Annotated in this window: 20 protein-coding genes, 1 tRNA gene and 1 pseudogene; 11 read left to right on the top strand and 11 right to left on the bottom strand. The window is 69.2% G+C overall.

Annotation, left to right across the window (positions count from 1 at the left end):
* Nucleotides 1-82: 82 nt before the first annotated feature.
* Nucleotides 83-1234: a LysM domain-containing protein gene (locus INQ43_RS01200; RefSeq protein ID WP_194036852.1), complete on the bottom strand. Its 1152-nt coding sequence runs from the start codon at nt 1232-1234 to the stop codon at nt 83-85.
* A gap of 170 nt (nt 1235-1404) precedes the next feature.
* Here INQ43_RS01200 and def point away from each other — a divergent pair, with 170 nt between their 5' ends.
* The 3 genes from def to rsmB all read left to right on the top strand — a co-directional run bounded on the left by def (nt 1405) and on the right by rsmB (nt 4263).
* Nucleotides 1405-1917: a peptide deformylase gene (gene def, locus INQ43_RS01205; protein ID WP_194035683.1), complete on the top strand. Its 513-nt coding sequence runs from the start codon at nt 1405-1407 to the stop codon at nt 1915-1917.
* A gap of 86 nt (nt 1918-2003) precedes the next feature.
* The gene (gene fmt, locus INQ43_RS01210) at nt 2004-2927 is read left to right on the top strand and encodes a methionyl-tRNA formyltransferase (RefSeq protein ID WP_194036853.1); all 924 of its coding nucleotides are present in this window, start codon (nt 2004-2006) and stop codon (nt 2925-2927) included.
* 7 nt (nt 2928-2934) lie between these two features.
* The gene (rsmB, locus tag INQ43_RS01215) at nt 2935-4263 is read left to right on the top strand and encodes a 16S rRNA (cytosine(967)-C(5))-methyltransferase RsmB (protein ID WP_194036854.1); all 1329 of its coding nucleotides are present in this window, start codon (nt 2935-2937) and stop codon (nt 4261-4263) included.
* Here the strand turns inward: rsmB and INQ43_RS01220 are convergent.
* The 3 genes and pseudogenes from INQ43_RS01220 to INQ43_RS01230 all read right to left on the bottom strand — a co-directional run.
* Nucleotides 4246-5370: a glycosyltransferase family 4 protein gene (locus INQ43_RS01220; RefSeq protein ID WP_194036855.1), complete on the bottom strand. Its 1125-nt coding sequence runs from the start codon at nt 5368-5370 to the stop codon at nt 4246-4248. The genes rsmB and INQ43_RS01220 overlap by 18 nt on opposite strands.
* Nucleotides 5367-7316 (bottom strand): asparagine synthase (glutamine-hydrolyzing), encoded by a 1950-nt coding sequence (asnB, locus tag INQ43_RS01225; protein WP_194036856.1) that lies wholly within the window; start codon nt 7314-7316, stop codon nt 5367-5369. Before asnB ends, INQ43_RS01220 begins: the two co-directional genes overlap by 4 nt.
* 168 nt (nt 7317-7484) lie before the next feature.
* Nucleotides 7485-8231, bottom strand: a pseudogene (locus tag INQ43_RS01230) (glycosyltransferase family 2 protein); the annotation flags it as partial.
* A 40-nt stretch (nt 8232-8271) separates the two neighbouring features.
* Between INQ43_RS01230 and INQ43_RS01235 the strand changes: the two are divergent.
* Complete coding sequence (locus tag INQ43_RS01235; protein ID WP_194037509.1) at nt 8272-9336, top strand: CDP-glycerol glycerophosphotransferase family protein; 1065 nt, start codon at nt 8272-8274, stop codon at nt 9334-9336.
* Nucleotides 9337-9398: 62 nt separating this feature from the next.
* On the opposite strand, the gene INQ43_RS01240 is transcribed toward INQ43_RS01235, so the two are convergent.
* From INQ43_RS01240 to INQ43_RS01250, 3 genes are read right to left on the bottom strand one after another with little or no spacing between them, the layout of a single operon-like run.
* Nucleotides 9399-10949, bottom strand: coding sequence for a PH domain-containing protein (locus INQ43_RS01240; protein ID WP_194036858.1), 1551 nt, complete (start codon nt 10947-10949; stop codon nt 9399-9401).
* On the bottom strand, nt 10939-11496 hold the full coding sequence (locus INQ43_RS01245) for a PH domain-containing protein (RefSeq protein WP_194036859.1): 558 nt from the start codon (nt 11494-11496) through the stop codon (nt 10939-10941). The genes INQ43_RS01240 and INQ43_RS01245 overlap by 11 nt, the downstream gene beginning before the upstream one ends.
* Before the next feature lie 46 nt (nt 11497-11542).
* Nucleotides 11543-12484, bottom strand: a complete 942-nt coding sequence (locus INQ43_RS01250; RefSeq protein WP_194036860.1) for a lauroyl acyltransferase — start codon at nt 12482-12484, stop codon at nt 11543-11545.
* A gap of 99 nt (nt 12485-12583) precedes the next feature.
* Here INQ43_RS01250 and dtd point away from each other — a divergent pair, with 99 nt between their 5' ends.
* From dtd to INQ43_RS01270, 4 genes are all read left to right on the top strand, one after another.
* The gene (gene dtd / locus INQ43_RS01255) at nt 12584-13024 is read left to right on the top strand and encodes a D-aminoacyl-tRNA deacylase (RefSeq protein WP_194036861.1); all 441 of its coding nucleotides are present in this window, start codon (nt 12584-12586) and stop codon (nt 13022-13024) included.
* 99 nt (nt 13025-13123) lie between these two features.
* Nucleotides 13124-15001 (top strand): RNA polymerase sigma factor RpoD, encoded by a 1878-nt coding sequence (rpoD, locus tag INQ43_RS01260; protein WP_194036862.1) that lies wholly within the window; start codon nt 13124-13126, stop codon nt 14999-15001.
* A 107-nt stretch (nt 15002-15108) separates the two neighbouring features.
* Nucleotides 15109-15184 (top strand) — tRNA-Ile (locus INQ43_RS01265).
* A gap of 132 nt (nt 15185-15316) precedes the next feature.
* Nucleotides 15317-15694: a YajD family HNH nuclease gene (locus INQ43_RS01270; RefSeq protein ID WP_194036863.1), complete on the top strand. Its 378-nt coding sequence runs from the start codon at nt 15317-15319 to the stop codon at nt 15692-15694.
* 49 nt (nt 15695-15743) lie between these two features.
* Here INQ43_RS01270 and INQ43_RS01275 read toward each other — a convergent pair whose 3' ends face one another.
* Nucleotides 15744-18293 (bottom strand): glucose/quinate/shikimate family membrane-bound PQQ-dependent dehydrogenase, encoded by a 2550-nt coding sequence (locus INQ43_RS01275; RefSeq protein WP_194034795.1) that lies wholly within the window; start codon nt 18291-18293, stop codon nt 15744-15746.
* 195 nt (nt 18294-18488) lie between these two features.
* Here INQ43_RS01275 and INQ43_RS01280 point away from each other — a divergent pair, with 195 nt between their 5' ends.
* Entirely contained in the window at nt 18489-19703 is a 1215-nt protein-coding gene (locus INQ43_RS01280) for an FAD-dependent oxidoreductase (RefSeq protein ID WP_194036864.1), read from the top strand.
* Nucleotides 19704-19744: 41 nt separating this feature from the next.
* Here the strand turns inward: INQ43_RS01280 and INQ43_RS01285 are convergent, their stop codons facing one another.
* A complete protein-coding gene (locus tag INQ43_RS01285) occupies nt 19745-21724 on the bottom strand; it encodes a UvrD-helicase domain-containing protein (protein ID WP_194037510.1) in 1980 nt (659 codons plus the stop codon).
* 105 nt (nt 21725-21829) lie between these two features.
* Here INQ43_RS01285 and INQ43_RS01290 point away from each other — a divergent pair, with 105 nt between their 5' ends.
* On the top strand, nt 21830-22552 hold the full coding sequence (locus INQ43_RS01290) for a sel1 repeat family protein (RefSeq protein ID WP_194036865.1): 723 nt from the start codon (nt 21830-21832) through the stop codon (nt 22550-22552).
* Between the two features lie 17 nt (nt 22553-22569).
* Complete coding sequence (locus INQ43_RS01295; RefSeq protein WP_194036866.1) at nt 22570-23205, top strand: thymidine kinase; 636 nt, start codon at nt 22570-22572, stop codon at nt 23203-23205.
* On the opposite strand, the gene INQ43_RS01300 is transcribed toward INQ43_RS01295, so the two are convergent.
* Both INQ43_RS01300 and INQ43_RS01305 read right to left on the bottom strand, forming a co-directional pair.
* Nucleotides 23103-25040, bottom strand: a complete 1938-nt coding sequence (locus INQ43_RS01300; protein WP_194036867.1) for a serine/threonine-protein kinase — start codon at nt 25038-25040, stop codon at nt 23103-23105. The genes INQ43_RS01295 and INQ43_RS01300 overlap by 103 nt on opposite strands.
* A gap of 51 nt (nt 25041-25091) precedes the next feature.
* On the bottom strand, nt 25092-25664 hold the full coding sequence (locus tag INQ43_RS01305) for an ECF-type sigma factor (RefSeq protein WP_043958322.1): 573 nt from the start codon (nt 25662-25664) through the stop codon (nt 25092-25094).
* Nucleotides 25665-25691 lie beyond the last annotated feature (27 nt).

The following is a 25691-nucleotide window of genomic DNA, read 5'->3' on the forward strand; positions in this document are numbered from 1 at the left end:
GGCGGAAACGACGACGGCACCCTCGGGTGCCGTCGTTGATCGCGGTAGGGAATCCCCTCGCGCGCGGGTCGGTGCTGGTGGATCAGTACGGCGCGTCGGGGTGCTTCAGTTCGTGCCCGACCTGGATCGGGCGGATGCCCTCCATCACCAGTGCGTAGCTGACCTTGTCGAAGGTCCGGAACACCATCAGGTGGCCGGCGAACTCGTCTGGCAGGCGCACGCGATTGGCGCGCCCGAAGCTGTCCTCGCTGCGGTCCCAGCCGCTGCCGGTGCTCATGCGGTCGACCACTTCGCTGCCGACGCGCCAGCCGGAGAACACGGTGCCGTTGTCCACGCCGTCACGGGCGCCGACCGACAGGGCGACCACGTCGCGGGGCCCACCGGTGCGCAGCATGTCCGCCACGGCCAACACGCGGGCACGGCCGTACTCGAACTGCTGGCGCGGCGGGTGCGGGAAGAACTGCAGGTCATACGGCTGCGCCGCGACCGGGATCAGGCGATCGCCGATGCGCACTTCGCGGCCGCTGTCGTCCAGCACCATGGTGGTGGCTTCGATGCCGCCCACTTCGCCGCGGGTAACCGTGCCGGTCGCCTGCTGCATTAGTTCGTAGCCGAGGATTTCCGATCCGTGGTCGGGCACGACCACGTTGGTCCAGTGGCGCTCGAAATCGATCGTGCGCCGGCCGCGGTTGTCCAGGTCGGCGGCATCGAAGATGTCGCAGCACATGGTCCGGTCCAGGCGGGCGTAGCGCTGGGTCGGACGCACCACCGCATAGCGCTGGCCGGCGACGGCGCCCGGCAGGCCCTTGATGTAGACGACCTGGCCCTTGGCGCTGCGCAGGCGGTCCTCTTCCAGGCCGACGACGTGCGGAAGGCTGTCGATTTCATCGACGACCCGCAGGTCCTTCAGGAACGGCTCGATCTGCGACAGCGGAACGCCGGTGACCGGGGCCAGCTGGCGCGGGCCGGGTTGGGCGGTGACGCGGTTCAGGTACGCCAGCGACAATACGTCGCCGGGATAGATGAGGTGCGGATTCTCCACCTGCGGATTGGCCTGCCAGATTTCCGGCCACAGCCAGGGTTTCTGGAGGAAGGTTCCGGCGATGTCCCACAAGGTGTCACCCTTCTTGACCACATAGGTGTCGGGGTGATCCCCGCGCAACCCTGCGGCCATGGCAAAGGTGGCAATTGTCAGCAACGCAGCGGTAGCGACCGTGCGGATCGGCTTCAACATAATAGGTATACCTGATTCCCCATGCAGGTGCGCCCGGGCGTCATAAAGCGACGCGGGCGGCTCACTATATCCCAGATGAATGGCGTCATTGCAAGCAAAAGCACCGCCACGGCCGCGTTATAATGACCCGGTATCTTGTGGATGTGATCCACGCCCCCATTTATAGAGCCATGGCCCAGTTACCGATCCTCGAATTTCCCGATCCGCGCCTGCGCACCGTCGCGACCGACGTCGATCCGTCGCAGATCGGATCGCCGGAATTCCAGCGCCTGCTCGATGACATGTTCGAGACCATGTACGACGCACCCGGCATCGGGCTGGCGGCGAGCCAGGTGGATGTCCACCAGCGCTTCATGGTGATTGATGTGTCGGAGGAAAACGACACGCCGATGGTGTTCATCAACCCGCAGATCCTCGCCAGCGAAGGCGAAGAGGTGCACGAGGAGGGTTGCCTGTCGGTGCCCGGGATCTTTGCCGAGGTGACCCGCGCCGAGCGGATCACGGTCAAGGCACTGGATCGCGAGGGCGAGTCCTTCGAGCTGGACTGCGACGGCCTGCTGGCGGTCTGCGTCCAGCACGAGATGGACCATCTGCTGGGCAAGCTGTTCGTGGACTACCTGTCTCCGCTGAAGCGCGAGATGGTGCGCAAGAAGCTGGCCAAGGCGCGCCGCAACGCCGCCTGAGTCCCCGGCCGGCTGACCAGGCCGGATGACCAGGCCGGGGTGCAGGCATGCCCGGTCGCAGGCACCCCCGGCTGTAAGATGGCCCGATGAGAATCGTCTTTGCCGGTACCCCGGATTTCGCCGTGCCCAGTCTGCGCGCAGCGGCCAAGCGCAACGAAGTCGTCGCCGTCTACACCCAGCCCGACCGGCGTGCCGGCCGCGGCCGTGGGCTGGCGCCCTCCCCGGTGAAGCGGGTGGCGCAGGAATTAGGGATCCCGGTCTACCAGCCGGAGAACTTCCGCAGCGCCGCTGCGCGCGACGAACTGGCCGCATTGGAGCCCGATCTGCTGGTGGTGGTGGCCTACGGCCTTATCCTGCCGCAGTCAGTGCTGGATATCCCCGTCGAGGGGTGCTGGAACGTGCACGCCTCGCTGCTGCCGCGCTGGCGCGGTGCGGCGCCGATCCAGCGCGCCATCCAGGCGGCCGACACCCGCACCGGCGTGTGCCTGATGCGCATGGAGAAGGGCCTCGACACCGGTCCAGTGCTGCTGTCGCAGGCCATCGACATCCGCGCCGATGAAACCGGCGGCCAGTTGCACGACCGGCTGGCGGAGCTGGGCGCGCAGGTGTTGGCTGACGGCCTGGGCCTGCTGCGTGGCGGGTTGCGTCCGCAAGCGCAGCCGCAGCCCGAGAGCGGCGTCACCTACGCGCACAAGCTCGACAAGGCCGAGGCCAAGCTCGACTGGAATCGCCCGGCAATCGAGCTGGCCAACAAGGTGCGCGCGTTCAATCCGTGGCCGATGGCGGAGGCGGTGATCGGCGGCGAGCGTCTGCGCCTGCACGCCGCGGTCGCCGTGCCGCGAGAGCAGCACGCGGAGCCGGGCACCGTCCTCGCCGCGGGTCGCGACGGCATCGACGTGGCGTGCGGCGAAGGCAGCCTGCGCGTGCGCGTGCTGCAGCGCGACGGCGGCAAGGCGATCACCGCGGCCGACTATCTCAATGGGCGCCGCGACCTGGTCATCGGCGGTTGATGCGTCCATGACCGTCACCCCGGGCAGCCAGCCGCGCATTGCCGCCACCCGCGTGCTGGACGCCGTCCTGCATCACGGACGCTCGCTGAAGGCCGAGCTGGCGGGCGCGCAGCAGGAACTGGAAGACCCGCGCGACCGCGCGCTGGTGGAGGCAATCTGCCTGGCGGTCCTGCGCCAGCCGGCGCGGTTCGACGCGGCACTGGCGGCGTGGATGCCGCGGCCGCTGGCGCGTCGCGACCGCGAGCTGCGGGCGCTGCTGCTGGTCGGTTTCGCCCAGCTCGACCCGATGGGCCTGCCGGCACACGCGGCGGTCGCGGCGACGGTTGAGGCGGCGCGAGGACTTGGTCGCGACCACCAGGCCGGGACGGTCAACGCCCTGTTGCGCCGCGCCCTGCGCGAAGGCCTGCCTGCTTCGGAATCCCACGCGCACTGGCCGGCCTGGCTGCGCACGCGCATCGAGGCCGACTGGCCCGCAGACGCCGCCGCGATTCTGGACGCAAGCGAGCAGGCGCCGCCGATGTGGCTGCGGGTCAATCGCCAACAGGGCGCTCGCGATGCGTATCGCGACGAGCTGGCCGCAGCGGGAATCGAAGGCGCCGTGGTGGAAGGGCTGGACGACGCCCTGCGCCTCGACGCGCCGGTGCCCGTCGCCGGCTTGCCCGGCTTTGCCGAAGGCCGGGTGTCGGTGCAGGACGGCGCCGCGCAGCGCGTGATCGACGCGATGACGGTGCGGGGCCGGATGCGGGTGCTGGACGCCTGCGCCGCGCCCGGTGGCAAGGCCGCCCATCTGCTGGAACGTGAACCGGGCATCGAACTGACTGCGCTGGACATCGACCGGCGCCGCCTGCGCCATGTCCGGGCGACGCTTGACCGCGTACAACTGGGCGCGGATGCCACGCTGCTGGCGGCCGACGCCACCGATCTGGCGGCGTGGTGGGACGGCGTGCCATTTGATGCCATCGTGCTGGACGCGCCTTGCTCGGCGACCGGCATCATCCGCCGCCAACCCGACGTGCTGCTGCACCGGCGCGAGTCCGACATCGACAACCTGGTCGCGCTGCAGGGCCGGCTGCTGGACGCGTTGTGGCAAACCGTGGCGCCGGGTGGAGCTCTGGTCTACACGACCTGCTCGATCCTTCGCGACGAGAACGACCGCCAGATCGCCGGCTTCCTTGCCCGCACCACCGATGCGCACGCCGAGCCGCTGGACGAAAGCTTCGGCCGCGCGCCGGTCAGGGAAACCCACGGCCGGCAACGCCTGCCCGGCGAGGACGGCATGGACGGGTTCTTCTATGCGCGACTGCGCAAGGCGCCGGCTTCACTCGGCGGCGAGTAGCTCGCGGTACACCGCCTCGGTGCCGTCCACGAAGCGATCAATGCCGAATTCCTCCAGCGCATGGGCGCGTGCCGCCTCGCCCATGGCCGGCAAGGTGGCGCGCTGCTCCAGCAGCATCTGGATTGCCGCGGCGATCCCCGGCACGTCACGCACCGGCGTGACCCAGCCATCCACACCGAGGCGGATATTTTCCGGCAGGCCGGCGTAGTCGCTGACCAGCACCGGCTTGCCCATCGCCATCATCTCCCGGCAGGCGAAGGAGATCGTTTCCACATCCCAGGACAGCACGAAGCCGGCGTCGATCGCGGCGATCATCGGCCGGACATCGTCCAGCAGGCCGGCGAAATGCACCTGCCCGCGCAGCCCCAGCGCGTCCATCCGCGCCAGCGAGCCGGCCGACGGCGGACGCCCTGCCAGCAGCACGCGCACCTGTTCGCGCTGTGCCGCCGGGATCAGCGCGATGGCCTCCACCAGGTCCATCCAGCCCTTGTAGTCGGCGGTGCCGGCATTGCTGCCCAGCACCAGCGCGGGTGAATCGGCAAAGCGTGCGTCGCGTTCCGCGCGCGCGCGGTCGGCCGGCCATGGCGCGTAGTAGTCGGTATCGATGCCGTTGTGCACGGTGGCCAGGCGGCAGCGCGCGTAGGCGGTGTTGGCAAGGGCGCGGCGGGTGAAGTCGCTGACCGCGATCACCTGGTCGGTGCGGCGCGCGCGCCACCAGTGGCCGATGCCCTGCATCGGCTTGGAATTGTGTTTGGTCAGCAGCAGGCGGGGTCGTCTGGGCAACCGGCGCATCGCGGCCAGCACCAGCCGATGGTCGGCCGAGCCATTGACGTGGATGAGGTCGTACGCATGCTCGCGCAGATGCGCTGCCAGCGCCTCGCGGGCGCGGCGGATCGCCCCCAGCCGGCGCAAACCATTGGGGAAGGGCTGGGCCAGCGTGGCCACGCCGGGGATCGCGCCGGCCTCGCGCAGCAGGCGGCTTCCGGGTGGGGCGGCGACGCAGACGGAGACCTCCCGGCGCGGCGCAAGCCCCTTGGCCAGCGACGCCAGGTAGGTCGTATGACCGCCGCCGTCGCCGTCGTGGAAGTTGGTCAGCAGGAGCTTCATTGATCACCGGATGTCGTCGGCTTCCGGGCTCTGCGCTCATCCTGCGACTCGCACCACGCCTGGAACATCAGCACGCCCCAGAGGTGGGTGTGCCATTTGCGTTGGCCGGCGAGGAATTCGCGCCAGATCGCGCGGATCGGAGCGGGGTGGAAGTGGCCTTCCGCGCGCAGGCGGCGCTCGTCGAGCTGGGCCTCGGCCCAGTCGCGCAGCGGGCCGCGCAGCCAGTCGCCGACCGGCGCGCCGAAGCCGGATTTGGGACGGTAGACCAGGTCATTGGGCAGGTAGCGCGTGAGCAGACGCTTGGGAAGGTGCTTGAGCTCGCCGTCGTGCCACTTCATCGACAGCGGCAGGGACCAGGCGAACTCGGCGACCCGCCAGTCCAGCAGCGGCGCGCGGGTTTCCAGCGCGACCGCCATGCTGGCGCGGTCGACCTTGGTCAGGATGTCCTCGGCCAGGTAGCAGGCGAAATCCAGTTGCATCAGCGCGTCCGCGCCGGTGCCGACGCCGGGCATCGCGGCGGGATCGTCGTAGGCGGTGAGCAGGCGGCGCGCGCCGATCACCACGTCCTCCGGCCTGCGCCAGCGGGTCACCCGTTGCCGCGCCAGCCCCTGGAGGTCGCCGGCGGCGAGTTCCGCACGCAGTGCCGCCAGTCCGCCAAGACGCGCACGTTCGCCGGGATCGCCGGCGAGCCGGGCCAGCAGGCGACGCGGCAGGCGGGACAGGCGCTGCTCGTTGCGCAGCGCGCGCGCATAGCGGCCGTAGCCGAAGAACAGCTCGTCGCCGCCATCCCCCGACAGCGCGACGGTCACGTGCTCGCGGGCCAGCCGGCACAGCAGCGCCGTGGGCACCTGGGAGGAGTCGGCGAAGGGCTCGTCGAAGATCGTTGGCAACTCCGGCACCAGGGCGAGCGCGGCGGCGCCGTCGACGTGAAGCGGCGTGTGGTCGGTGCCCAGATGTCGGGCGACGGCGGCTGCGTAGCGGCTCTCGTCGTGGATGGCGTTGTCGAAGCCGATCGAGAAGCTGCGCACCGGGCGGCTGGACTGCGCCTGCATCAGCGCGGTGACCAGCGAGGAGTCGGTGCCGCCGGACAGGAACGCGCCCAGCGGGACGTCGGCCTCCATGCGCAGTGCGGTCGCGTCGCGGAGCAGCGCATCCAGCTCGGCCAGCGCCGCGGTCTCGTCGCCGGCGAAACCGCGCTGGATCGCCGCGCGCTGGCGGTCGCGGCTGCTCCACCAGCTGACCGGCCCGTTGATCGGGTCGAAGCTGCTGTTGCCGGCGCGCATCGTGCCCGCATCGATGCGCAGCAGGCGGCCGGCGGCGAGCTTGTGCACGCCGCGCAGGATCGCGTGCGGCACGGGGATGTAGTCCAGACGCAGCAGCAGGGCCAGCGCGTCCGGATCGACCTCGCCCGACAGCGCCGGATGCGCGCGCAGCGCCGCCAGTTCGCTGCCGAACACGAAGCTGCCGTCATCGGCCCAGCCGTAGTACAGCGGCTTCTTGCCGACCCGGTCGCGGGCCAGCCACAGCACTTTTTCGTGGCGGTCCCAGGCGGCCAGCGCGAGCATGCCGTTGCCGCGCTCCAGCGCCGCCTGCACGCCCCACTGGGCAATGGCGGCAAGCAGGACCTCGGTATCGGAGTGGCCGCGGAAGCGGTGACCCAGCGCCCCCAACTCCGCGCGCAGCTCGCGGTGGTTGTAGATCTCGCCGTTGAAGGCGATCACCCAGCGCTCGTCCGCGGACACCATCGGCTGGTGGCCTTCCGGGCTCAGGTCGACGATCGCCAGGCGGCGGTGCGAGAGCACCAGACCGGACGCGGGGTCGGTCCAGACGCCGGCGTCGTCCGGGCCGCGATGGGCGATGGCGCTGCCCATGCGGGTGCCCAGCGCAGCCAAGTCCTCGGCACTGTCACGCGGGGCGGGCGTCCAGGCGCCGGCGATACCGCACATGGGCCGCCCTCAGCCTTCCGCGCGCGGCGGGTGGGGGGCGCGGGGCGTCAGGTCGTCAGCGACGGCGCGCGTCGCGGCAACGTCGGAGGCGGCCGCAGAGTTCGACGCAATGGAGGAGGCCGGGACACGTCCGTCGCCCTCTTCAACGGTATCTGCGACCGCCTGGCCGTTCTGCAGCAGCCACAACATGATGGTCTTCTGGCGGACATAGTTGGCCCGCACGTAGGCGTAGACCAGCCCGTGCCAGCCGTCGAGGAACCCCGCCCGCAGGAGGTAGCCGCGCCAGAACCGCCACGCCGGCGACAGCACCAGCTTGGCCAGCGAGGCGCGCTTGCCGCGGGCGAAATCGTGCTCGGCCATCATCCTCGCGTAGCGCTGGGTCTTGGCCAGTTGCTGCTCCAGCGAGCGATAGGGGTAGTGGATCAGGTCGCCGGCAAGCGTCAGGACCGGGCCATCGACGCTGGCGGCCTCGTGGATCTCCCGCTTGCCCCGCCAGCCGCCGCGACGGCGGTCGAACAGGCGCAGGATCCGGTCGGGGTAGGCGTTCCCGTGGCGCAGGAAGCGGCCGAAATAGTTGTCCAGACGGGCGAAGCGGTAACCCGCCGCGCCGTCAAAGCCGCCGTCACGCGCCGCCAGGATCGACCCGCGCAGGCCGTCGCTGACCCGCTCGTCCGCGTCCACGCACAGCACCCAGTCGTGCCGCGCCTGCTCGACCGCAAACGCCTTCTGGCTGCGGAACCCGGTGAACGGCCGTTGCAGCACGCGCGCGCCGAACGACTCGGCGATCCGCACCGTCGCGTCGGTCGACTGCGAGTCCACCACCACGATCTCGTCGCAGAACGCCAGCGAGGTGAGGCAGTCGCCGATGCGGGCGGCCTCGTTGAACGTGATAATGCAGGCCGATATCGCTGGCACCGCGGGTGCTGGACGGGTGGGTGACGGAGCCGGGGAAGCGTTGATGGCGGAATACCTGTTGTTCGCGACCGAGCGCTACGCGCTGCCCATCCTGCAGCCGCTGGCGCGCGCGCTGCAAGCCGGCGGCCATGGCGTGAGTGCGTGGCTGGTCGACGGCGCGGCGGGGGCCGAATTGCCGGCGCCGGTGCGCATGGTAGACGACGTCCGCGCCGCAGTGGCGCTGCGTCCGCGCGCGGTGTTCAGTGCGGCCAACTGGGTGCCGCCGTTCGTGGCCGGGGCCAAGGTGCAGCTGTTCCACGGCTTCAACGTGGAAAAACGCGATGCCGCGCGTGGCCACTTCCGGGTGCGCGGGCTGTTCGACCTGTATTGCACGCAGGGCCCGGCGACGACGACGCCGTTCCGCGAGCTGGCCGCTTCCGCCGGCCACTTCAAGGTGGTCGAAACCGGTTGGCCCAAGCTCGATCCACTCTTCGGCGAACCCGACCCGCTGGCGCGGCAGCTGCGCGAGGCGGCCGGCGGGCGGCCGGTGGTGATGTTCGCCTCCACCTTCACCGAGCGGCTGAGCGCGGCGCCGCACCTGCTGGCCGCGATCAGCGCCGAGATCGCGCGCGGCGAGTGCTACTGGATCCTGACCCTGCACCCCAAGTGCGCGCCGGACCTGTTCGAGCGCTACCGCTCCCTGGTCGGGGCGAACGCCTGTTTCGTGGAGACGGAGCAGCTGGTCAGCGCCCAGCGCGCGGCCGACGTGCTGCTCGCCGACACCACCTCGGTGGTCAGCGAGTTCGTGGTCCAGCGCAAACCGGTGGTGACCTTCCGCAACCGCGCGCCCAAGCCGCACATGATCGACTTCGACGATCCCGCCGCGCTGCCGGCGATGCTCGCGCGCGCCTTCGACCCGGCCCTGGCGCCGCTGGCGGCGATCGCCGCGTACGCCGATGCGATCCATCCGTACCGCGACGGGCAGTCCTCGCAACGCGTCATCGCCGCCACCGATGCGTTGCTGGCCGGTGAGCTGGGTCCGCTGGGGCGCAAGCCGCTGGGCGCGCTGACCCGCGGCCTGCAGATCCGCCGGCAGCTGGGTTACTGGGGACGCAGCGCGCGCTGATTGGTGCCCGGATATGGGCCGGGGCCGAGCGCGACCGTCCGCGGTCTACGCGGGCAACCCGATTACCAGCGCAGAGGCCGCCGCGCGAGTTTCGATGACAACCGTCGGTACACCGCGTCGGCGCTCGCGTACGGCAGGTAGCGGATGCACAACTGGGGCGATCGGGCGCCGGCGCCGGCGGTGTCCAGCCACAGCGTGGCGGTGTCGAAGTGCCGGTCCAGCGGCGAGCGGGTCAGGCGCAGCGCTTGTAGCTTGTCGACCTCGGCGAAGCGCCAGTAGCGCTGCCACCAGCCCTCGCGGACCGCAACCAGCTCCTCGCCCAGTGTCCAGCCGGCGCGGCGCGCCTCGGCACGCGCCTGCACCGCCGCCCACGGCAGCCAGGCCAGTGCCAGCAGGCCCCACCCGCCAAGGCGGACGGACAGCGCTACGGTCACCAGCACGATCCACGGCAGCGTCGACAGCATCCGTCGCCACCAGCCACGCATCGGCACGGACTGCCATTCCAGCGCGTGCCAGCGCGCCTGGGGCAGCAATTCCCCGATCAGCCGGTCGCAGTCCTCGCGCGGGGCGATTGGCGCCAGTTCGTGCAGGGTCCGGGCCTGGCCTTCCTGCTGGCTGGCGGCCGTGTCGACCTCCAGCGTGCGCTGCTTCAGCCACCGGTGCAGCAGGCCTTCGGTCAGCGTCCACGCCTGGATCCGTCGCCGCGACGCGCTGGTGCGCCACCGGGTCAGCAGTCCGCGCTCGACCGTCAGGCGGCGGCCGTCGCGACTGAGCACGAAACCGTAGTACTGCAGCACCGCCAGCAGCAGCGACAGCAGACGCAGGACCAACAGGATCGCCGCCAACATCGCCAGCCCACCCGCCAGCCACTGCCAGATGGGCCAATGGTTGGCGCCGTACCAGGTCTCCCAGGTGCCGCCGAGGCGCTCGAACAGGTTCGACCACAGCCGGCCGCCGGTCTGCGAGAACGCGGCCACGCCCGCGCCGACCAGGATCATGCCGCGGTTGGACACCACGCCCAGCCGCAGCAGGTCCATGGTGCCCATGCGAAGCAGGGGCTCGGGTGCGGTGGTCGCTGCGGCGTGGGTGGCCTGGTCCGGGCCAACGCCATCGTCCGCTACTGCCATCGCCGGACCCGGCGCCCTCGTGGACGCAGAGCCCGCCCGTCCGCGCCGCCGCACCAGCGTCTCCAGCTCCAGCGCGTCGGCCAGTGTCAACACGCGCATCGTCGCCTCCGGCTTGCTGCCGCCGGCCGATTCCAGGCGCACCTCGGCCACACCGAACACACGGTGCAGCACCGATTGCTCAACGGCAACGTTGTGGATCCGCGAGAACGGGATCACCCGCAGGCGCCGCTCCAGCAGCCCGCTGCGCACCACCAGCGCATCTTCCGCGACCGCATAGCGGTAGGTGAAGTACTGCCAGAGCGAACCGATCGCGAGCACGCCCACGCCGATCAATGGCCACAGCCCGCCCTCGTCGCGGCGGCCAAAAAGAAACAGCGCGATCAGCGGGACGATGAACTGCTTGAGCTGCGCCACCAGCACGAACAGCCACGACATCGGATGCAGCCGGTGTTCGGGCTCGGCCGGTGCGGCGGCGTCAGTCGTCATGGTCGAGATCGATCTGCCGGCCGAGGCGGTCGCGCAGGAACTGGGCGTCGTCGAAGTCGATGTTGGGCACCACGACAGAACTGTTGCGGGTGCCCGCGGTGTGCACGACCAGCGTTGCCAGGCCCCGACGACGCTGCAGCGGGCCGCGCTTCAGGTCCAGATGCTGCACGCGCGTGACCGGCACCCGGGTCTCGCGCAGCCACATGCGACCGCGACGCAGCGCCAATCCCTCCGGGTCGAGTCGCCAGTAGGTATGGCGGAACTGCTTGTGGCCGAGCATCCCGCCCAGTCCGCCGCCGATCAACAGACCCAGCGCCGCGCCGACCAGGACCATGGGCAAGCCGCCCGCCCCGTCGGCGTCGAGCAGGACTGCCCCGAGTTTGGCAAGCAGTGAGCCCCCCAGCGCGCAAGCGAATGCCAGCGGGGGCGCATTGGCGAGCAGGAACAGCAGTCGCGCGCGCGCCGGCAGCGCTTGCCAGTCGAGAAATTGATCCGCGGCAGGGCCGGTCGCGGGAGTGCCAGGCGGATCAGGCGGTGACTGGGTCATGCAACGGGCTCACTGAAGGAATCCTTGCTTCACGGTCGGGGTCTGCTCAGTAGCACTGGGGCCAATAGGGGTTGTCCTCGCCGCTGCCGGGCGGGCGCAGCGAGTAACGCTTGTAGGTCCACTGGTACTGCGACGGATCGCGCCGGGCGATGCGCCCCACCGCCGCGTTGAGCGCCGTCACCGCGACGGTCGGGTCCGGATCGGCCACGTCGTCGGGCGCCGCCTCGATGTGCACGGCAAACCCGGGCCCGGCCGGGTGGCTGTCGATGCGCTCGCAGTACGCCATCAGCACGGTGGCGCCGCTGCGCGCGGCCAACCGGCCGAGCAGGCTCATGGTGAGCGCCGGGGTGCCGAAGAACTCCCCGAACGCGCCGTCGCCCTGCTTGGGTTGCTGGTCGGGCAGGATGCCGAGCACCCCGCCCGTGGCCAGCTGCTTGAACAACTGGCGCACCCCCGCGGCTTCGGCGCGGATCTGGGTGACGCGCGGCGGCTGGTCGACATCGCCGCTGTCATCGGCGCGTACCCGTTTGAGGAATTCCTCGCCGACCTGGGAGTCGGGCGGCGCGTACAGGATGGCCACCGGGGTGCGCAGCGCCAGCCACTGGTTCAGCAGCTCCCAGTTGCCGTAGTGCGGTGCGGCGATGATCACTCCGCGGCCGGCGGTGATCGCCGCGTCCAGGAGATCGGTGCCGTGCTCCTCGCGGATCAGGGCCATGTTCTCCGCATGCGGCCGGGTCCACAGACGCAGCGTCTCCATCAGCTGGCGCGCGGTGGTGCGCAGCACTTCCTGGCGCAGCTCCTCGCGCTGCGCGGGGTGCATGTCCGGGTAGGCGATTGCCAGGTTGCACGCGGTGACCCGGCTCTCGCGGCTGGACGGGCGCAGCACCACTTTCGCCAGCACGTCCGCGATCCCGTACAGGCCGCGCCATGGCAGGCGCGCCACCAGCGCGGCAAAGATATACAGGGCGTGGGCGAGGAAGCGGCTCATCGCTGGCAGTGTAGCCGCCGGATCGCGCCGATTCCGCGCGGAGGCGGAGCATCGCGCACGACCGTGGCGCCGCGCGCGACGCTCGGCTACTGTGCGCCGATGCTTGCCCTTATCCAACGTGTCAGCCACGCCAGCGTGCGCGTCGACGACGAGCTGCTGGGCGGCATCGGCCCGGGCCTGCTGGCGCTGGTCGGTGTCGAGCCGGAGGACGGCGAGGCGCAGGTCGAGCGCATGGCGCAGCGTTTGCTCGGCTACCGGGTGTTTGCCGATGCGCAGGGGCGGATGAACCTGGGCCTGGCCGACAGCGGCGGGCAGTTGCTGCTGGTCAGCCAGTTCACCCTGGTCGCCGACACCGCCAGCGGCATGCGTCCGGGCTTCAGTACCGCCGCCGCACCTGAACAGGCTGAACCGTTATTCAACCAATTGCTCGACTCCTGCAGGCGATTGTTGCCGGCAGGGGTGGAAACCGGGCGCTTTGGTGCCCATATGGTAGTGAGCCTGGCCAATGATGGTCCGGTCACCTTCCTTCTGCGGGCCTGATGCCGCAGAGGCCATACCGCCGTATGCGCGCAGCAGAAGTGCGCAGCAGTGGTATAATACAAGGTTCCCCAGCCCCAAATAATATGGTAGCGCAGCCGCATGGCAAACGAGAGTCCGGCTCCCAAGTCCGATATCAAATCGCTGATCAGTAAGGGCCTGGAGCAAGGCTACCTGACGTATGCGGAAGTCAACGATCACCTGCCGGCCGACATGGTCGAGGCGGAGCAGATCGAGGACGTCATCGCCCTGATCAATGGCATGGGCATCGAAGTGCACGAAGTCGCGCCCGATGCCGACACCCTGTCGATCGGCGACACCAGCTCCAGCGGGCGTGAGGTTGATGAGACCACCGCCGAGGAAGCCGCTGCCGCCCTGACCGGCCTGGATGCCGAGGGTGGCCGCACGACCGACCCGGTGCGCATGTACATGCGCGAGATGGGCACGGTCGACCTGCTGACCCGCGAAGGCGAGATCGAGATCGCCAAGCGCATCGAGGACGGCCTCAACCAGGTCCAGGCATCCATCGCGCTGTTCCCCAGCACCATCCAGCTGATCCTGGAAGACTACGAACTGCACAAGGCCGGCAAGAAGCGCCTGGCTGAGCTGCTGGTCGGCTTCCTTGACCAGCTTGAAGACCCGACCGTGGCGCCGCCGCCGGCCGAGGCCATGTCGGCCGTGCCCGAGCCGGTCAAGGAAGAGGACGAAGTCGACGAGGACGCCGAGGAGGACGACGACGAGGAAGTCGTCGACGAGGGCCCGACCGGTCCCGATCCGGCCGAGGTGACCGCACGCTTCGAGCACCTCAGCGACCTCTACACGCAGTTCGAGAAGGCCTATGCCAAGCACGGCCCCAGCCACAAGTCGGTGGTCAAGCTGCGCGAGGAGATGGCCGAGGTGTTCGTCACCCTGAAGCTGCCGCTGCCGCTGACCGACGTGCTGGTGCAGAACATGCGCAGCACCCAGGCCGAACTGCGCCGCCAGGAGCGCCGCATCCTCGAGCTGGCGACCCGTGTGGCGAAAATGCCGCGCAAGGACTTCATCCGCTCGTGGGACGGCAACCAGACCAACCTGGAGTGGGTCGATGACCTGCTCAAGCGCAAGCAGAAGTGGGCCTCGGGCCTGCGCGAAGTGAAGGACCAGATCATCGCCGAGCAGGAGGCGACCATCGCCACCGAGACCGCGATGCGGATCACCCTGGCCGACCTGCGCGAGATCAGCCGCACCATGGCCTACGGCGAGACCCGCGCGCGCAAGGCCAAGCGCGAGATGATCGAGGCCAACCTGCGCCTGGTGATCTCGATCGCCAAGAAATACACCAACCGCGGCCTGCAGTTCCTGGACCTGATCCAGGAGGGCAACATCGGCCTGATGAAGGCGGTCGACAAGTTCGAGCACCGCCGCGGCTTCAAGTTCTCGACCTACGCCACGTGGTGGATCCGCCAGGCGATCACCCGCTCGATCGCCGACCAGGCGCGCACCATCCGCATCCCGGTGCACATGATCGAGACGATCAACAAGCTCAACCGCATCTCGCGCCAGATGCTGCAGCAGTACGGCCGTGAAGCCACGCCCGAAGAGCTGGCCAAGGAAATGGAGATGCCCGAGGACAAGGTCCGCAAGGTGATGAAGATCGCCAAGGAACCGATCTCCATGGAAACCCCGATCGGCGACGACGAGGACTCCCACCTGGGCGATTTCATCGAGGACACCAACGTGGAGTCCCCGGTGGATGCGACGGTCAACATCAACCTGATGGAAACCGTGCGCGACGTGCTGGCCGGACTGACTCCGCGCGAGGCCAAGGTGCTGCGCATGCGCTTCGGCATCGACATGAACACCGACCACACCCTTGAGGAAGTCGGCAAGCAGTTCGACGTCACCCGCGAGCGGATTCGCCAGATAGAGGCCAAGGCGCTGCGAAAGCTGCGTCACCCGAGCCGCTCGGAGCAACTGCGCAGCTTCCTCGAGATCGAGTAAGCCGCACGCGGCAACCTCGCACGTACCAACGCGCCACGGCGCACCGGAGCCCCGCCATGCGCGGGGCTTCGCCGTATCCGGCAGGCTATAATTGGCGGCCGCGACGCGGGCCTATAGCTCAATGGTTAGAGCAGCGAACTCATAATTCGTTGGTTCCAGGTTCGAGTCCTGGTGGGCCCACCACGGAGGTCGGTTGCGCGGATCATCGGAGTCGAGGTCTTATGGCGACGCACCTGCGCTGAAGGTTTTGCAAGCGCGATCTTCGCCGCTCTGCATCCGATAGAGTCGGCACATCACGCCAAGCGAAAGACCTTCATGTCGTCCGATAAAGCCACCACCTCCAGCCAGATCCTCGACCGCGTTATCGCGCAGGCGCGACGCGATGCCGAGCAGCGCGACAAGGGCTATCGCGAGCGGGCGTTGAAGATGTACCCGTGGATCTGCGGGCGCTGCGCACGTGAGTTCACCCGCGCCAACCTGCGCGAACTTACGGTGCACCACCGCAATCACGACCACGACTTCAATCCACCCGACGGCAGCAACTGGGAGTTGCTGTGCGTGTACTGCCACGACAACGAGCACTCGCGCTACGTGGACTACACCGGCGGCAGCGCGCTGGATGCCGAGGACCGGCCGGCCGCGGCAACGGGCAATCCGTTCGCCAATCTGAAATCGTTGCTGAAAAAGGACTGAGCGTGGCGGAGGCGGTGGACTTGTCCGCCTCCTGTACCGCTCGGCTGAATCACTCCGACGTCGCTGGCAGGGCGTAGGCGATGACCGAGTCGCCCGTTTTGGTGCCCAGCGAGCCGTGCCCGCCGGCGGCGACCACCACGTACTGGCGACCATCCTCACCGAGGTAGCTCATCGGCGTGGCCTGGCCGCCGGCAGGGAGCCGGCTCTGCCACAACAGCGCGCCGGTGGAGACGTCGTAGGCTCGCATGTAGTAATCCAGCGTGCTGGAAAGGAAGGCGACCCCGCCGGCCGTCATGATCGGACCGCCCAGGTTGGGCACGCCCATGCGGAACGGCAGCGGCAAGGGCGAGCTGTCGCGCACGGTGCCGTTCCGGTGCTGCCAGATGCGCTTGCCCGTGGTCAGGTCGGACACCGCCACGAAGCCCCACGGTGGCGCCTGGCACGGCAGCCCGAGCCTGGACACAAACGGTGCCAGCGATATCGCGAACGGGGCACCGAAGTTTTCGTTGAGCGCGGGCAAGGCCTCGCTGCCCGGCGGGGTTTTGCCGTCATTGACGTACAGCTCGGTGGCGTTTTCGCGCGGTATCAAGCGCGAGACGAACGCCAGCCGGGTGGGCGTGGTGAAGGTGATCTGGCGCTCCGGGTCCACCGCGACGCCGCCCCAGTTGAACACGCCGAAGTTGCCCGGATACACCAGCGTGCCCTGGGTGGATGGCGGGGTGTAGCGGCCTTCGTAGCGCAGCTTGCGCAGATCGATGCGGCAGGCCAGCTGGTCGAACAGCGTCGCGCCCCACATGTCGCGTCCGCGCAGCGGCGGCGGATCGTAGGACAGCGCGGACACCGGCTGGGTGGGCGCGGTGTGGTCGCCGGCGGCGGCGCCTTGCGGCACCGCCGTTTCGGTCACCGGCAGGATGGGCTCGCCGGTCCGCCGGTCGAGCACGAAGACCTCGCCCTGCTTGGTCGGCTGTACCAGGGCAGGAATGCGCTGGCCGCCGACGGTCAGGTCGATCAGGCTCGGCTGCGCGGGCACGTCGTAGTCCCACAGGTCGTGATGCACCGTCTGGAACACCCAGCGCTCGCGGCCGGTGGCCAGGTCGAGCGCCACCACCGCCGACGAGTAGCGCTCCACGTTCGCGCTGCGGTTGCCACCCCACTGGTCGGGCGGCTGGTTGCCCATGGGCACGTACACCATGCCCAGCGCTTCATCCACGCTGGACGGCGCCCAGCTGTTGGGCGAGTTGGGCGTGTAGAGCCCCTCCGCCGCGATCGGCGCGGTCTGCTCCGGCTTGGCCGAGTCCCAGTTCCAGACCAGCGCGCCGGTGTGCACGTCGAACGCGCGGATGACGCCGGACGCTTCGGTGGTGGAAACATTGTCCAGCACCGTTCCAGCCACGATGACCAGCGACGCGGTCACCACCACCGGCGAGGTGGAGTAGTAAGAGCCCGGATTGACGTAGGGCATGTTGGCCCACAGGTCGATCTGCCCGTCGCCGCCACCGAAGTCGGCGCAGACCTTGCCGTCGTCGGGGTTGATCGCGATCAGGCGGCCGTCGGCGGTCGGCATGAACAGACGTGACGGGCATTCGGCCGTGGTCGGCAGGTCGATCGCAGCGATGGGCGCGCCGGAGGCGGTTTGCTGCGCTGAGGGCGTTGTGGTCGAAACCGTCGATGTCGTGGCGTTGATCGTTCCGTCGTCGGCGACGGTTGCCGAGACAGCCGCCGATGCGCTCGCATCGTTGTGATACGACAGGCCGCGGCAGGTCAGATGCTGCAGTGCCAGCTCGCCTTGGATCTTCGGGTCCAGCCGCCAGATCTCCTCGCCGGTGGTGGCGTTCAGCGCGATGATCGACTGGTGTGGCGTGCAGAGAAACAGCCGGTTGCCGATCTTCAACGGCGTGACCTCGAAGGTGGTCTCCTCCGGATCGCCGGGCAGGCCGCGCACATCGCCGGTGTGGTAGGTCCAGGCCAGCTCGAGCTGGCCGGCGTTGGCCGGCGTGATCTGCGTCAGGGGTGAGTAGCGTTGGCCGTAGCCGGTGCGTCCGTACGCGTGCCATTCGCCCGGCGGCACGCCCGACGCATCCGCCCCCGTGCTGCCTGCGGTGATCGGCACGGTGCCCTTGATTGCGTGCGGGTCGCTGAACCACGAAGCGACCGAGACCATCGACACCAGCGCCATCGCGACCGTCAGCGCAAGGCTGCCGCGAGCGGAGATGGCTGGGCGACCAGCGGCATCGTGCCGGGCGCTTCCCGCAGGTTCGCCGGCAGCGTGCAGGCCGCGCCGCAGCCAGGGCGTCAGCAGCCAGATGCCGATCACGAATAACACCCCGAGGCGCGCCGCGAGCGGCCACCAGTCCAGTCCGGCTTCCCACAAAGACCACGCCAGCGAAGCCGCCAGCACCACCGCGTAGATCCAGAGTGCCCATCGGCGGCGGAGCACCAGCCCGACTCCCGATGCTGCCAGTCCCAGCGCTGCCAGGGCGTAGTACCAGGAACCACCCAGCGCGATGAGCTGCGCGCCGCCCACGCCCATCAGCAGGGCCATGACGAGCAGCACCGCACCCGTCAGCGGAGGGGCAATGCTGCGTCGACGGTGGGTCATGTGCAGGGTTTCCTGGCTGGATGCTTGATCTGGATAACGCGCGCGGCGTCGACGCGACGTGGAGGGTGTTGTGCGACCCGCTGCGGCACGGGGACATTCACTCCTCCGTGATCCGCCGCTGCGCACCGTAATGACTCCAGCGCGGCTGGCGTAACTTCGCTACCGCGCCTGACACGACTCTCAACGGAAGACCCCATGGATCTGAAAAGCGGCTACCCGTTCTGGGCGGTCAAGAACGGCCTGATGCATGCGTTCCCGCCGCTGCAGAACGACACCCGTTGCGATGTCGCCATCATCGGCGGTGGCATCAGCGGTGCATTGATTGCCGATACGCTTTCTGCCGCCGGCCACGAGGTGGTCGTGGTGGAGCAGCGCGACATCGGCTGGGGCAGCACTGCGGCGAGCACGGCGTTGCTGCAGTACGAGATCGACACCCATCTGGCCGAACTGGCAGAGAGCCTCGGCAAGGACAACGCGGTGCTGGCCTACCGCGCGTGCGTGGACGCGATCGGCATGCTGGAGGAGGTGGCGAACGGACTCGGCGACGTCGGGTTCGAGAAGCGCGACAGCCTGTACTGCGCGAGCCGCAGGCGCGACAAAGGCCCGCTGCAGGAGGAGTTCGAGCTGCGCCGGAAGCACGGCTTCGACGTGTCGTGGCTGGCGTCGGGTGAGGTCAAGGAACGCTTCGGCATCCCCGCGCCAGCGGCGATCCTCAACCGGCCGGCTGCCAGCGTGGATCCCTACCGGCTGACCTACCGATTGCTGACCCGACTGCAGGAGCGTGGCGTGGGTGTGCACGATCGAACCCGCGTCGCCAGGGTCGTCACGCGACCGCGCTCGGTGGATCTCGAGCTGGAAAATGGCGCACGCCTGATCGCCGGCCACGTGATCGTGGCGGCGGGCTACGAGGGCGAGAACTTCCTGCCCAAGAATGTCGCGAGCAACCGCAGCAGCTACGCATTCGTCACCGACCCGATCAGCCGGGACGACCTGGGCGTGCTCGCGACCACGATGATGTGGGAGACCGCGCGGCCCTACCTCTACCTGCGCACCACCTCGGACAACCGGTTGCTCGTGGGCGGCGAGGACGACCGTCTGGACATCCCCAGGCGCCGCGATGCGATGGTCGACCGCAAGGCGCGCTCACTGGCAAAGAAGGCGCAGAAGCTGTTTCCGCATCTCGACATCACGCCGACATTCTCATGGGCCGGGACGTTCGCCGAGACCAGCGACGGCCTGCCGTATTTCGGGCCGCATCCGGCGACCGGCCCGCGGATGCTGTTCGCCATGGCCTACGGCGGCAACGGCATCACCTACTCGATGCTGGGCGCGGGGCTGTTGCAGGCGATGGTGGAGGGCAAACCGCACCGCCTGGCACCGCTGTTCACCTTCGAGCGTTTGAACACCTGACCGATCGCGCCCGTCCAAAAAACGTCGGCGGCGCAAACGGCTCAGCTGTCCAGCAACGCCCGGATCGCCGCCAAGCCCGCCGCCGCGCGCTCCTGCTTGTGCGCCGCGTCGGCAACCGGGTCGGCGCCGTCGCGCTGGATCTCGGCGATGGGCAACTCATCGAGGAAGCGGCTCGGCTTGAGGCGGATCGTGTCGCCCCACTTCTGCGCCTTCTTCGAGTACGACAGCCACAGCCGTTCCTTGGCCCGGGTGATGCCGACGTAGAGCAGCCGGCGTTCCTCCTCCAGACTGCCTTCATCGAGGGCAGCATCGTGCGGCAGGGTGCCGTCCTCGACGCCGACGATGAACACGTAGCGGAATTCCAGGCCCTTCGCGCCGTGCAGGCTCATCAGGCGCACCTGGTTGCCAGCCTCGCCCTTGTCGGCGTGCGAGAGCAGCGCAAGTTGCGCGGCCAGCTCGCCCGGGCCGGCCCCCTTGCCGCCGTCAAACCAGTCGGCGAGTTCCTCCAGGTTGGCCTTGCGGCGCTGGAAGGACGCCTCGTCCTTGCACTGGGCGCGGATCGCCAGCAGCAGGCCGGACCTCTCCGCCAGCACGCGCACCAGCTCGGACGGCGGCAGCTTTCGCGCGTCCTCGCGCAGGCCGCGGACGATGCCGACAAAGGTGTTCAGCGCGTTGCCGGCACGCGGCGGCAGCTGCTGCAGCGCGCCGACCGACTCGGCGGCGCGTGACATCGGCATGCCCGCACGCTGGGCCAGTTCGGCCAGTCGCGCCAACGTGGTCGCGCCGACCTCGCGCTTGGGTGAGGTCACCGCACGGAGAAAGGCCGCATCGTCGTCGGGGTTGGCGATCAGGCGCAGCCAGGACATCGCGTCCTTGACCTCGCCGCGCTCCAGGAAGGCCGTGCCGCCGGTCAGGTGGTAGGGCACGCCGACCTGCTGCAGCGCCTTCTCCAGCGCGCGCGACTGGAAATTGCCGCGGAACAGGATGCAGAAATCGCTCCACGGCGCCTGCCGGGCGGTCGCGGTGAACTGGATCTCGGCGGCGACCTTTTCCGCCTCGTGGGCGCTGTCGCGGCATTCCCAGATGCGGATGCGCTCGCCGTCGGCCTGCTCGCTCCACAGCGTCTTGAGGTGGGTGTGCGGGTTGTTGGCGATCAGCGCGTTGGCGGCCCGCAGCACGCGGTTGGAGCAGCGGTAGTTCTGCTCCAGCTTGATCACCCGCAGGCTCGGGTAGTCGGTCTCCAGCGACAGCAGGTTGTCGGGATTCGCGCCGCGCCAGGCGTAGATGGACTGGTCGTCGTCACCCACCACGGTGAACAGCCCGGTCGGCCCGGCCAGCGACTTGAGCAGCCGGTACTGGGCGTCGTTGGTGTCCTGGCACTCGTCCACCAGCAGGTAGCCGATGCGCTCGCGCCAGGCCAGCGCGCACTCCTCGTCGGACTCCAGCAACTGCACCGGCAGGCGGATCAGGTCATCAAAGTCGACCGCATTGAAGGTGGTCAGGCGCGCCTGGTAGAGCGCGTAGACGGTGGCCGCCTCCACTTCGCGCGCGCTGCGGGCCTCGGCCATCGCCTGCTCGGGCGACAGGCCGGCGTTCTTGGCCCGCGAGATCAGGTTGCGCATGCCGTCCAGTACGTCCGGCTTGGTGCCCACGCCCAGCAGGTCCTTGATCTGCGCGGCGCTGTCGTCGCTGTCGAAGATCGAAAAGCCGCGGCGCAGGCCGAGCTTGGCGTGCTCGATCTGCAAAAAGCGCAAACCCAGCGCGTGGAAGGTCGAGATCGTCAGTCCTTCGGCGCCGTCGCCACGGATGCGCTTGGCGACGCGTTCGCGCATCTCCTTGGCCGACTTGTTGGTGAAGGTGATCGCCGCGATGCGCCGGGCCGGCATGCGGCCGGAGGCGATCAGGTGGGCGATCTTCTCCACGATCACGCGGGTCTTGCCGCTGCCGGCACCGGCGAGCACCAGCAGGGGGCCTTCGACGTGTTCGACGGCGGCGCGTTGGGGAGGGTTGAGGCCGTGCATGGGGACTGCAGTCACGCGATGGAGCGGCCGGGCAGTTTACCCCGGCTCCGCCGACGACTACCTTTGTCGGCTCTCTCACCGGCTGTCATGGCTCAAGGATCACGGATGCTCCCTCGGCTGCTGTTGCGCGCACTGCTGGCATCGACACTGTTCGCACTTGCTTTCACCGCCGTTGCGGCGCCGCCGGCGGAGGATCCGCTGGACGATCCGGTGATGCTTTCCGCGGGCTTCCTGGCCGGCCACCCCGACCTGAACTACCGCATCGAGGGCCAGAAGGCGCTCGATGACGGCCGTCTGCAGGACGCGCTGGCGTACTTCCGTCGCGCCAGCCTGTACGCCGACAAGGCCTCGCAGGCGATGGTCGGCGAGATGCTCTGGCAGGGCCGCGGCACCGAGGTGGACCGCCCACTGGCCTACACGTGGATGGACCTGGCCGCCGAGCGCGGCTACCGCGGCTTCCTGCGTTTCCGCGAGCAGTATTGGGAGCAGCTGGACGCGGCCGAGCGCGAGCGCGCGGTGGTCGAGGGCCAGGCTATCTACGCGCGCTACGGCGATGCGGTGGCCCAGCCGCGGATGGCAGCGGTTCTCAGGCGAGCGCGCAGTCGCGTCACCGGCAGCCGCACGGGGTTTGTCGGCTCGCTGAAGATCGTCACCACGGGCCCGGCCGGGGAGTCGATCACCATCGACGGATCCAAGTTCCACGACGAGCGCTACTGGGACCCCAGGCAGTACGCCGCGTGGCAGGACAGCATCTGGATGAACCCGCGCGTGGGCACCGTCAACGTGGGTGAGACCGAGGTCCTGCCCACACGGGAACCCGGGTCGTGATCGCCTAAAATGCCGGCATGGCGAAGCTCTATTTCTACTATTCGGCGATGAACGCCGGCAAGACCACCAACCTGCTGCAGTCGGCGCACAACTACCGCGAGCGCGGCATGCGGGTGTTGATCCTGGCGCCGCAGCTGGACAGCCGCGCCGGCAGCGGCACGGTGGCCTCGCGCATCGGCCTGAGCGCTGCGGCGACCACGTTCACTCCCGCGCAGGACCTGCAGTCGCTGGTCGCGGCCGATGTCGCCGCGAACGGCGAGCTGCACTGCGTGCTGGTGGACGAGGCACAGTTCCTGCACAAGCCGCAGGTCTGGCAGCTGAGCGAGGTGGTGGACGCCTTCGGTATCCCGGTGCTGTGCTACGGCCTGCGCACGGACTTCCGTGGCGAGCTGTTCGAGGGCAGCCAGTACCTGCTGGGCTGGGCCGATGAGATCAGCGAGATCAAGACGATCTGCCACAGTGGCAGCAAGGCGACGATGACCGTGCGCGTGGATACGCAGGGCCGCGCGGTGCGCGACGGCCCCCAGGTCGAGATCGGCGGCAACGAGCGCTACCTGTCGGTATCGCGCGCCGAATACAAGAAGGTGGTCCGCGGCGAGGGTTCGATTGACCCGTTGCAGCCCTCGCTGTCCTTGCCGCCGGGCAAGGACTGACACCGAGGGTCCTGCTGCGCGCCCTGCAGGATCGCCGTCAGCCGTTCCAGGCGTTCGTCGGGCACGCTTGGGGACGCAGCGCCGCCGTCGAGCGACGCGACGCGCTGGAAAAGCGGCTCGGACCGCTGGGTCCGCGCGAGGGCGATCCGGCAACGCGACAGTTGGGCACGGAAGGCCGCGGTGGGCAGCGGGAACGCCAGCGGATGATCGGCGATGCGTGCAAGGGCAGGTTGCATGACTTCGATGCAACCGGAGGGATCGCCGAGCAGTTCGGCCACCCTTCCGCGTTGGGTGATCGCGTCCAGTCCGAGTTGCTCCGGGATCGGGTGCATCGCGCCCAGCAGGAGCGCCTGGCGGTCCAGCAGCTCCTGTGCCTGCAGCGGTTCGTCCAGGCTGATGTGCAGGCCGGCGACTACCCCAAGGACCTCGGCGAGCGCGCCCGGCTGGTCCGCCAGCTCACGTTCGCCCCGCTCCACCGCGGTCGCCAGCAGCGCGCGCATGTCCATTGGCTCACCCTCGCGGGTCCCGCCGGCACTTTCCAGCACGCCGATCATGAACGCCTGGATGGCCTGCGCGCGCGCCGCCTCGGCGACCGCCTGGCGGGATTGCCACAGTCCCATTACCAGCGCGATCACTACGACGGCCGTGGTGAGCGTGCCGGTGGCGAGCTGCCAGCGGTGGCGACCGACGAACTTGCCCATCCGGTAGCGCCAGCTCTGCGCGCGTGCGCGCACCGGCCGACCGCTGGCGTAGCGAAGCAGGTCCTGCGCCAGCGCCTCCACCGACGGGTAGCGCCGCTCGGGCGGTTTGGAAAGAGCCTTCAGGACGATGTTGTCCAAATCCCCCGCGAGAGTCCGTGCGCGCCGGCGCAAGGCATGCGGGTCGTGCGCTTCCCCCCGGGGGGATGCACCACTGGGGTGCAGAACCGCCTGCGAGGGCCGCACCGGATCGTGCAGCAGGATCGACTCCTCCCAGGCGGCATCGCTCCCGCGGTTCGGGCGGTAGGGCTTGGCGTCCACGAGCAGTTCGTACAGCACCACGCCGAGTGAATAGACGTCGGTCATCGTGGTGACCGGTTCGCCGCGGATCTGCTCGGGGGCGGCGTAGTGCAGGGTGAACGCGCGGGTACCGGTACGGGTGCGCTCCGGACCGCTGTCGCTGTCGAGCAGCTTGGCGATGCCGAAATCGAGCAGGCGCACATCGCCCGCCGGGGTCACCAGGATATTGGAGGGTTTCAGGTCGCGATGGACGATCAGGTTGGCGTGGGCATGGCTGACTGCGGCGCAGACCTGCTCGAACATCTGCAGCCGCGTCGCCAGTGGCGTGTCGTGCTCGCGGCAGTAGTCGGTGATGGGAATGCCGTCGATGTATTCCAGGGCGAGGTAGGGCAGGCCCTCGCTGCTGATGCCGGCATCCAGCAGGCGGGCGATGTGCGGGTGGGCGAGTCGGGCGAGGATCTGGCGCTCGCGGGTGAAGCGCAGGCGCAAATTGGTGTCCACCAGGCCCGGCCGCAGCAGCTTCAGACCGACCCGGCGCTGGTAGAGCCCGTCCGCGCGCGAGGCCAGCCAGACCTGTCCCATGCCGCCTTCTCCCAGCAGGTGTTCCAGCCGGTAGGGGCCGACCTGGCGCCCGGGCATGACCAGCTGGCTGGGCTTCAGTGCCGGCTCGGAGAGGAAGCCCTCGTCCTCATCCAGCGCGATCAGCGCGGCCAGCTCCTCGGCCAGCTCCGGGTCCTCCGCACGCACCGCGCGCAGGCGCCGCTCGCGATCGACCGCGTCCAGCCCGAACAACTCGTCGAGCAGGGGGGAGATCCGTTGCCAGCGTGCAGGGTCCATGAGGCTTCCCCAATGCGGTCCGGGCGTGTTGCGCGAGCAGTACCCCGGACGTCAGTCTTGTGGTGCGTCGCGCAGCGAAGCCAGCAGGAACACGCGTGCCTTCTGCCAGTCGCGCCGGATGCTGCGCTCGGAGCGGTCCATCACCGCGGAGATTTCCGGTTCCGAGAGCCCGCCGAAGTAACGCAGTTCCACCAGCTGCGCGAGCTTGGGATCGACCTGGGTGAGGCGGGTCAGGGCGATGTCCAACGCCAGCATCTCGTCGTCCAGCCGGATGCCGCCTTCCAGGTCCTCAGGCAGGTCGGTGACGCGGTGAAGGTCGCCGCCGCGCTTCTGCGCCAGGCGCTGACGCGCGTAGTCCACCACCACCGATCGCATCGCGGTGGCGGCATACGCGAAGAAGTGTGCGCGGTCGTCGAACTGCGCTTCGCGCTTGCCCCACAGCTTCAGATAGGCCTCGTGCACGAGCGCGGTCGCATCGAGGGTCTGGCCGCGCTGCTCGGCCAACTGGCGCCGGGCCATGCCGTGCAGCTCGTGATAAAGGGCCGAGAGCACCTCATCGAGTGCGCCGCGGCCCCCGCCACGGGCTTCCTGCAGGAGCTGGGTAATATCGCCGCTGTCGGCCATGTCCACGTCCCTTCCTTGTAACGTCCA

The organism is Lysobacter sp. H23M47 (assembly GCF_015209765.1).
Taxonomy (GTDB): Bacteria; Pseudomonadota; Gammaproteobacteria; order Xanthomonadales; family Xanthomonadaceae; genus Novilysobacter; species Novilysobacter avium.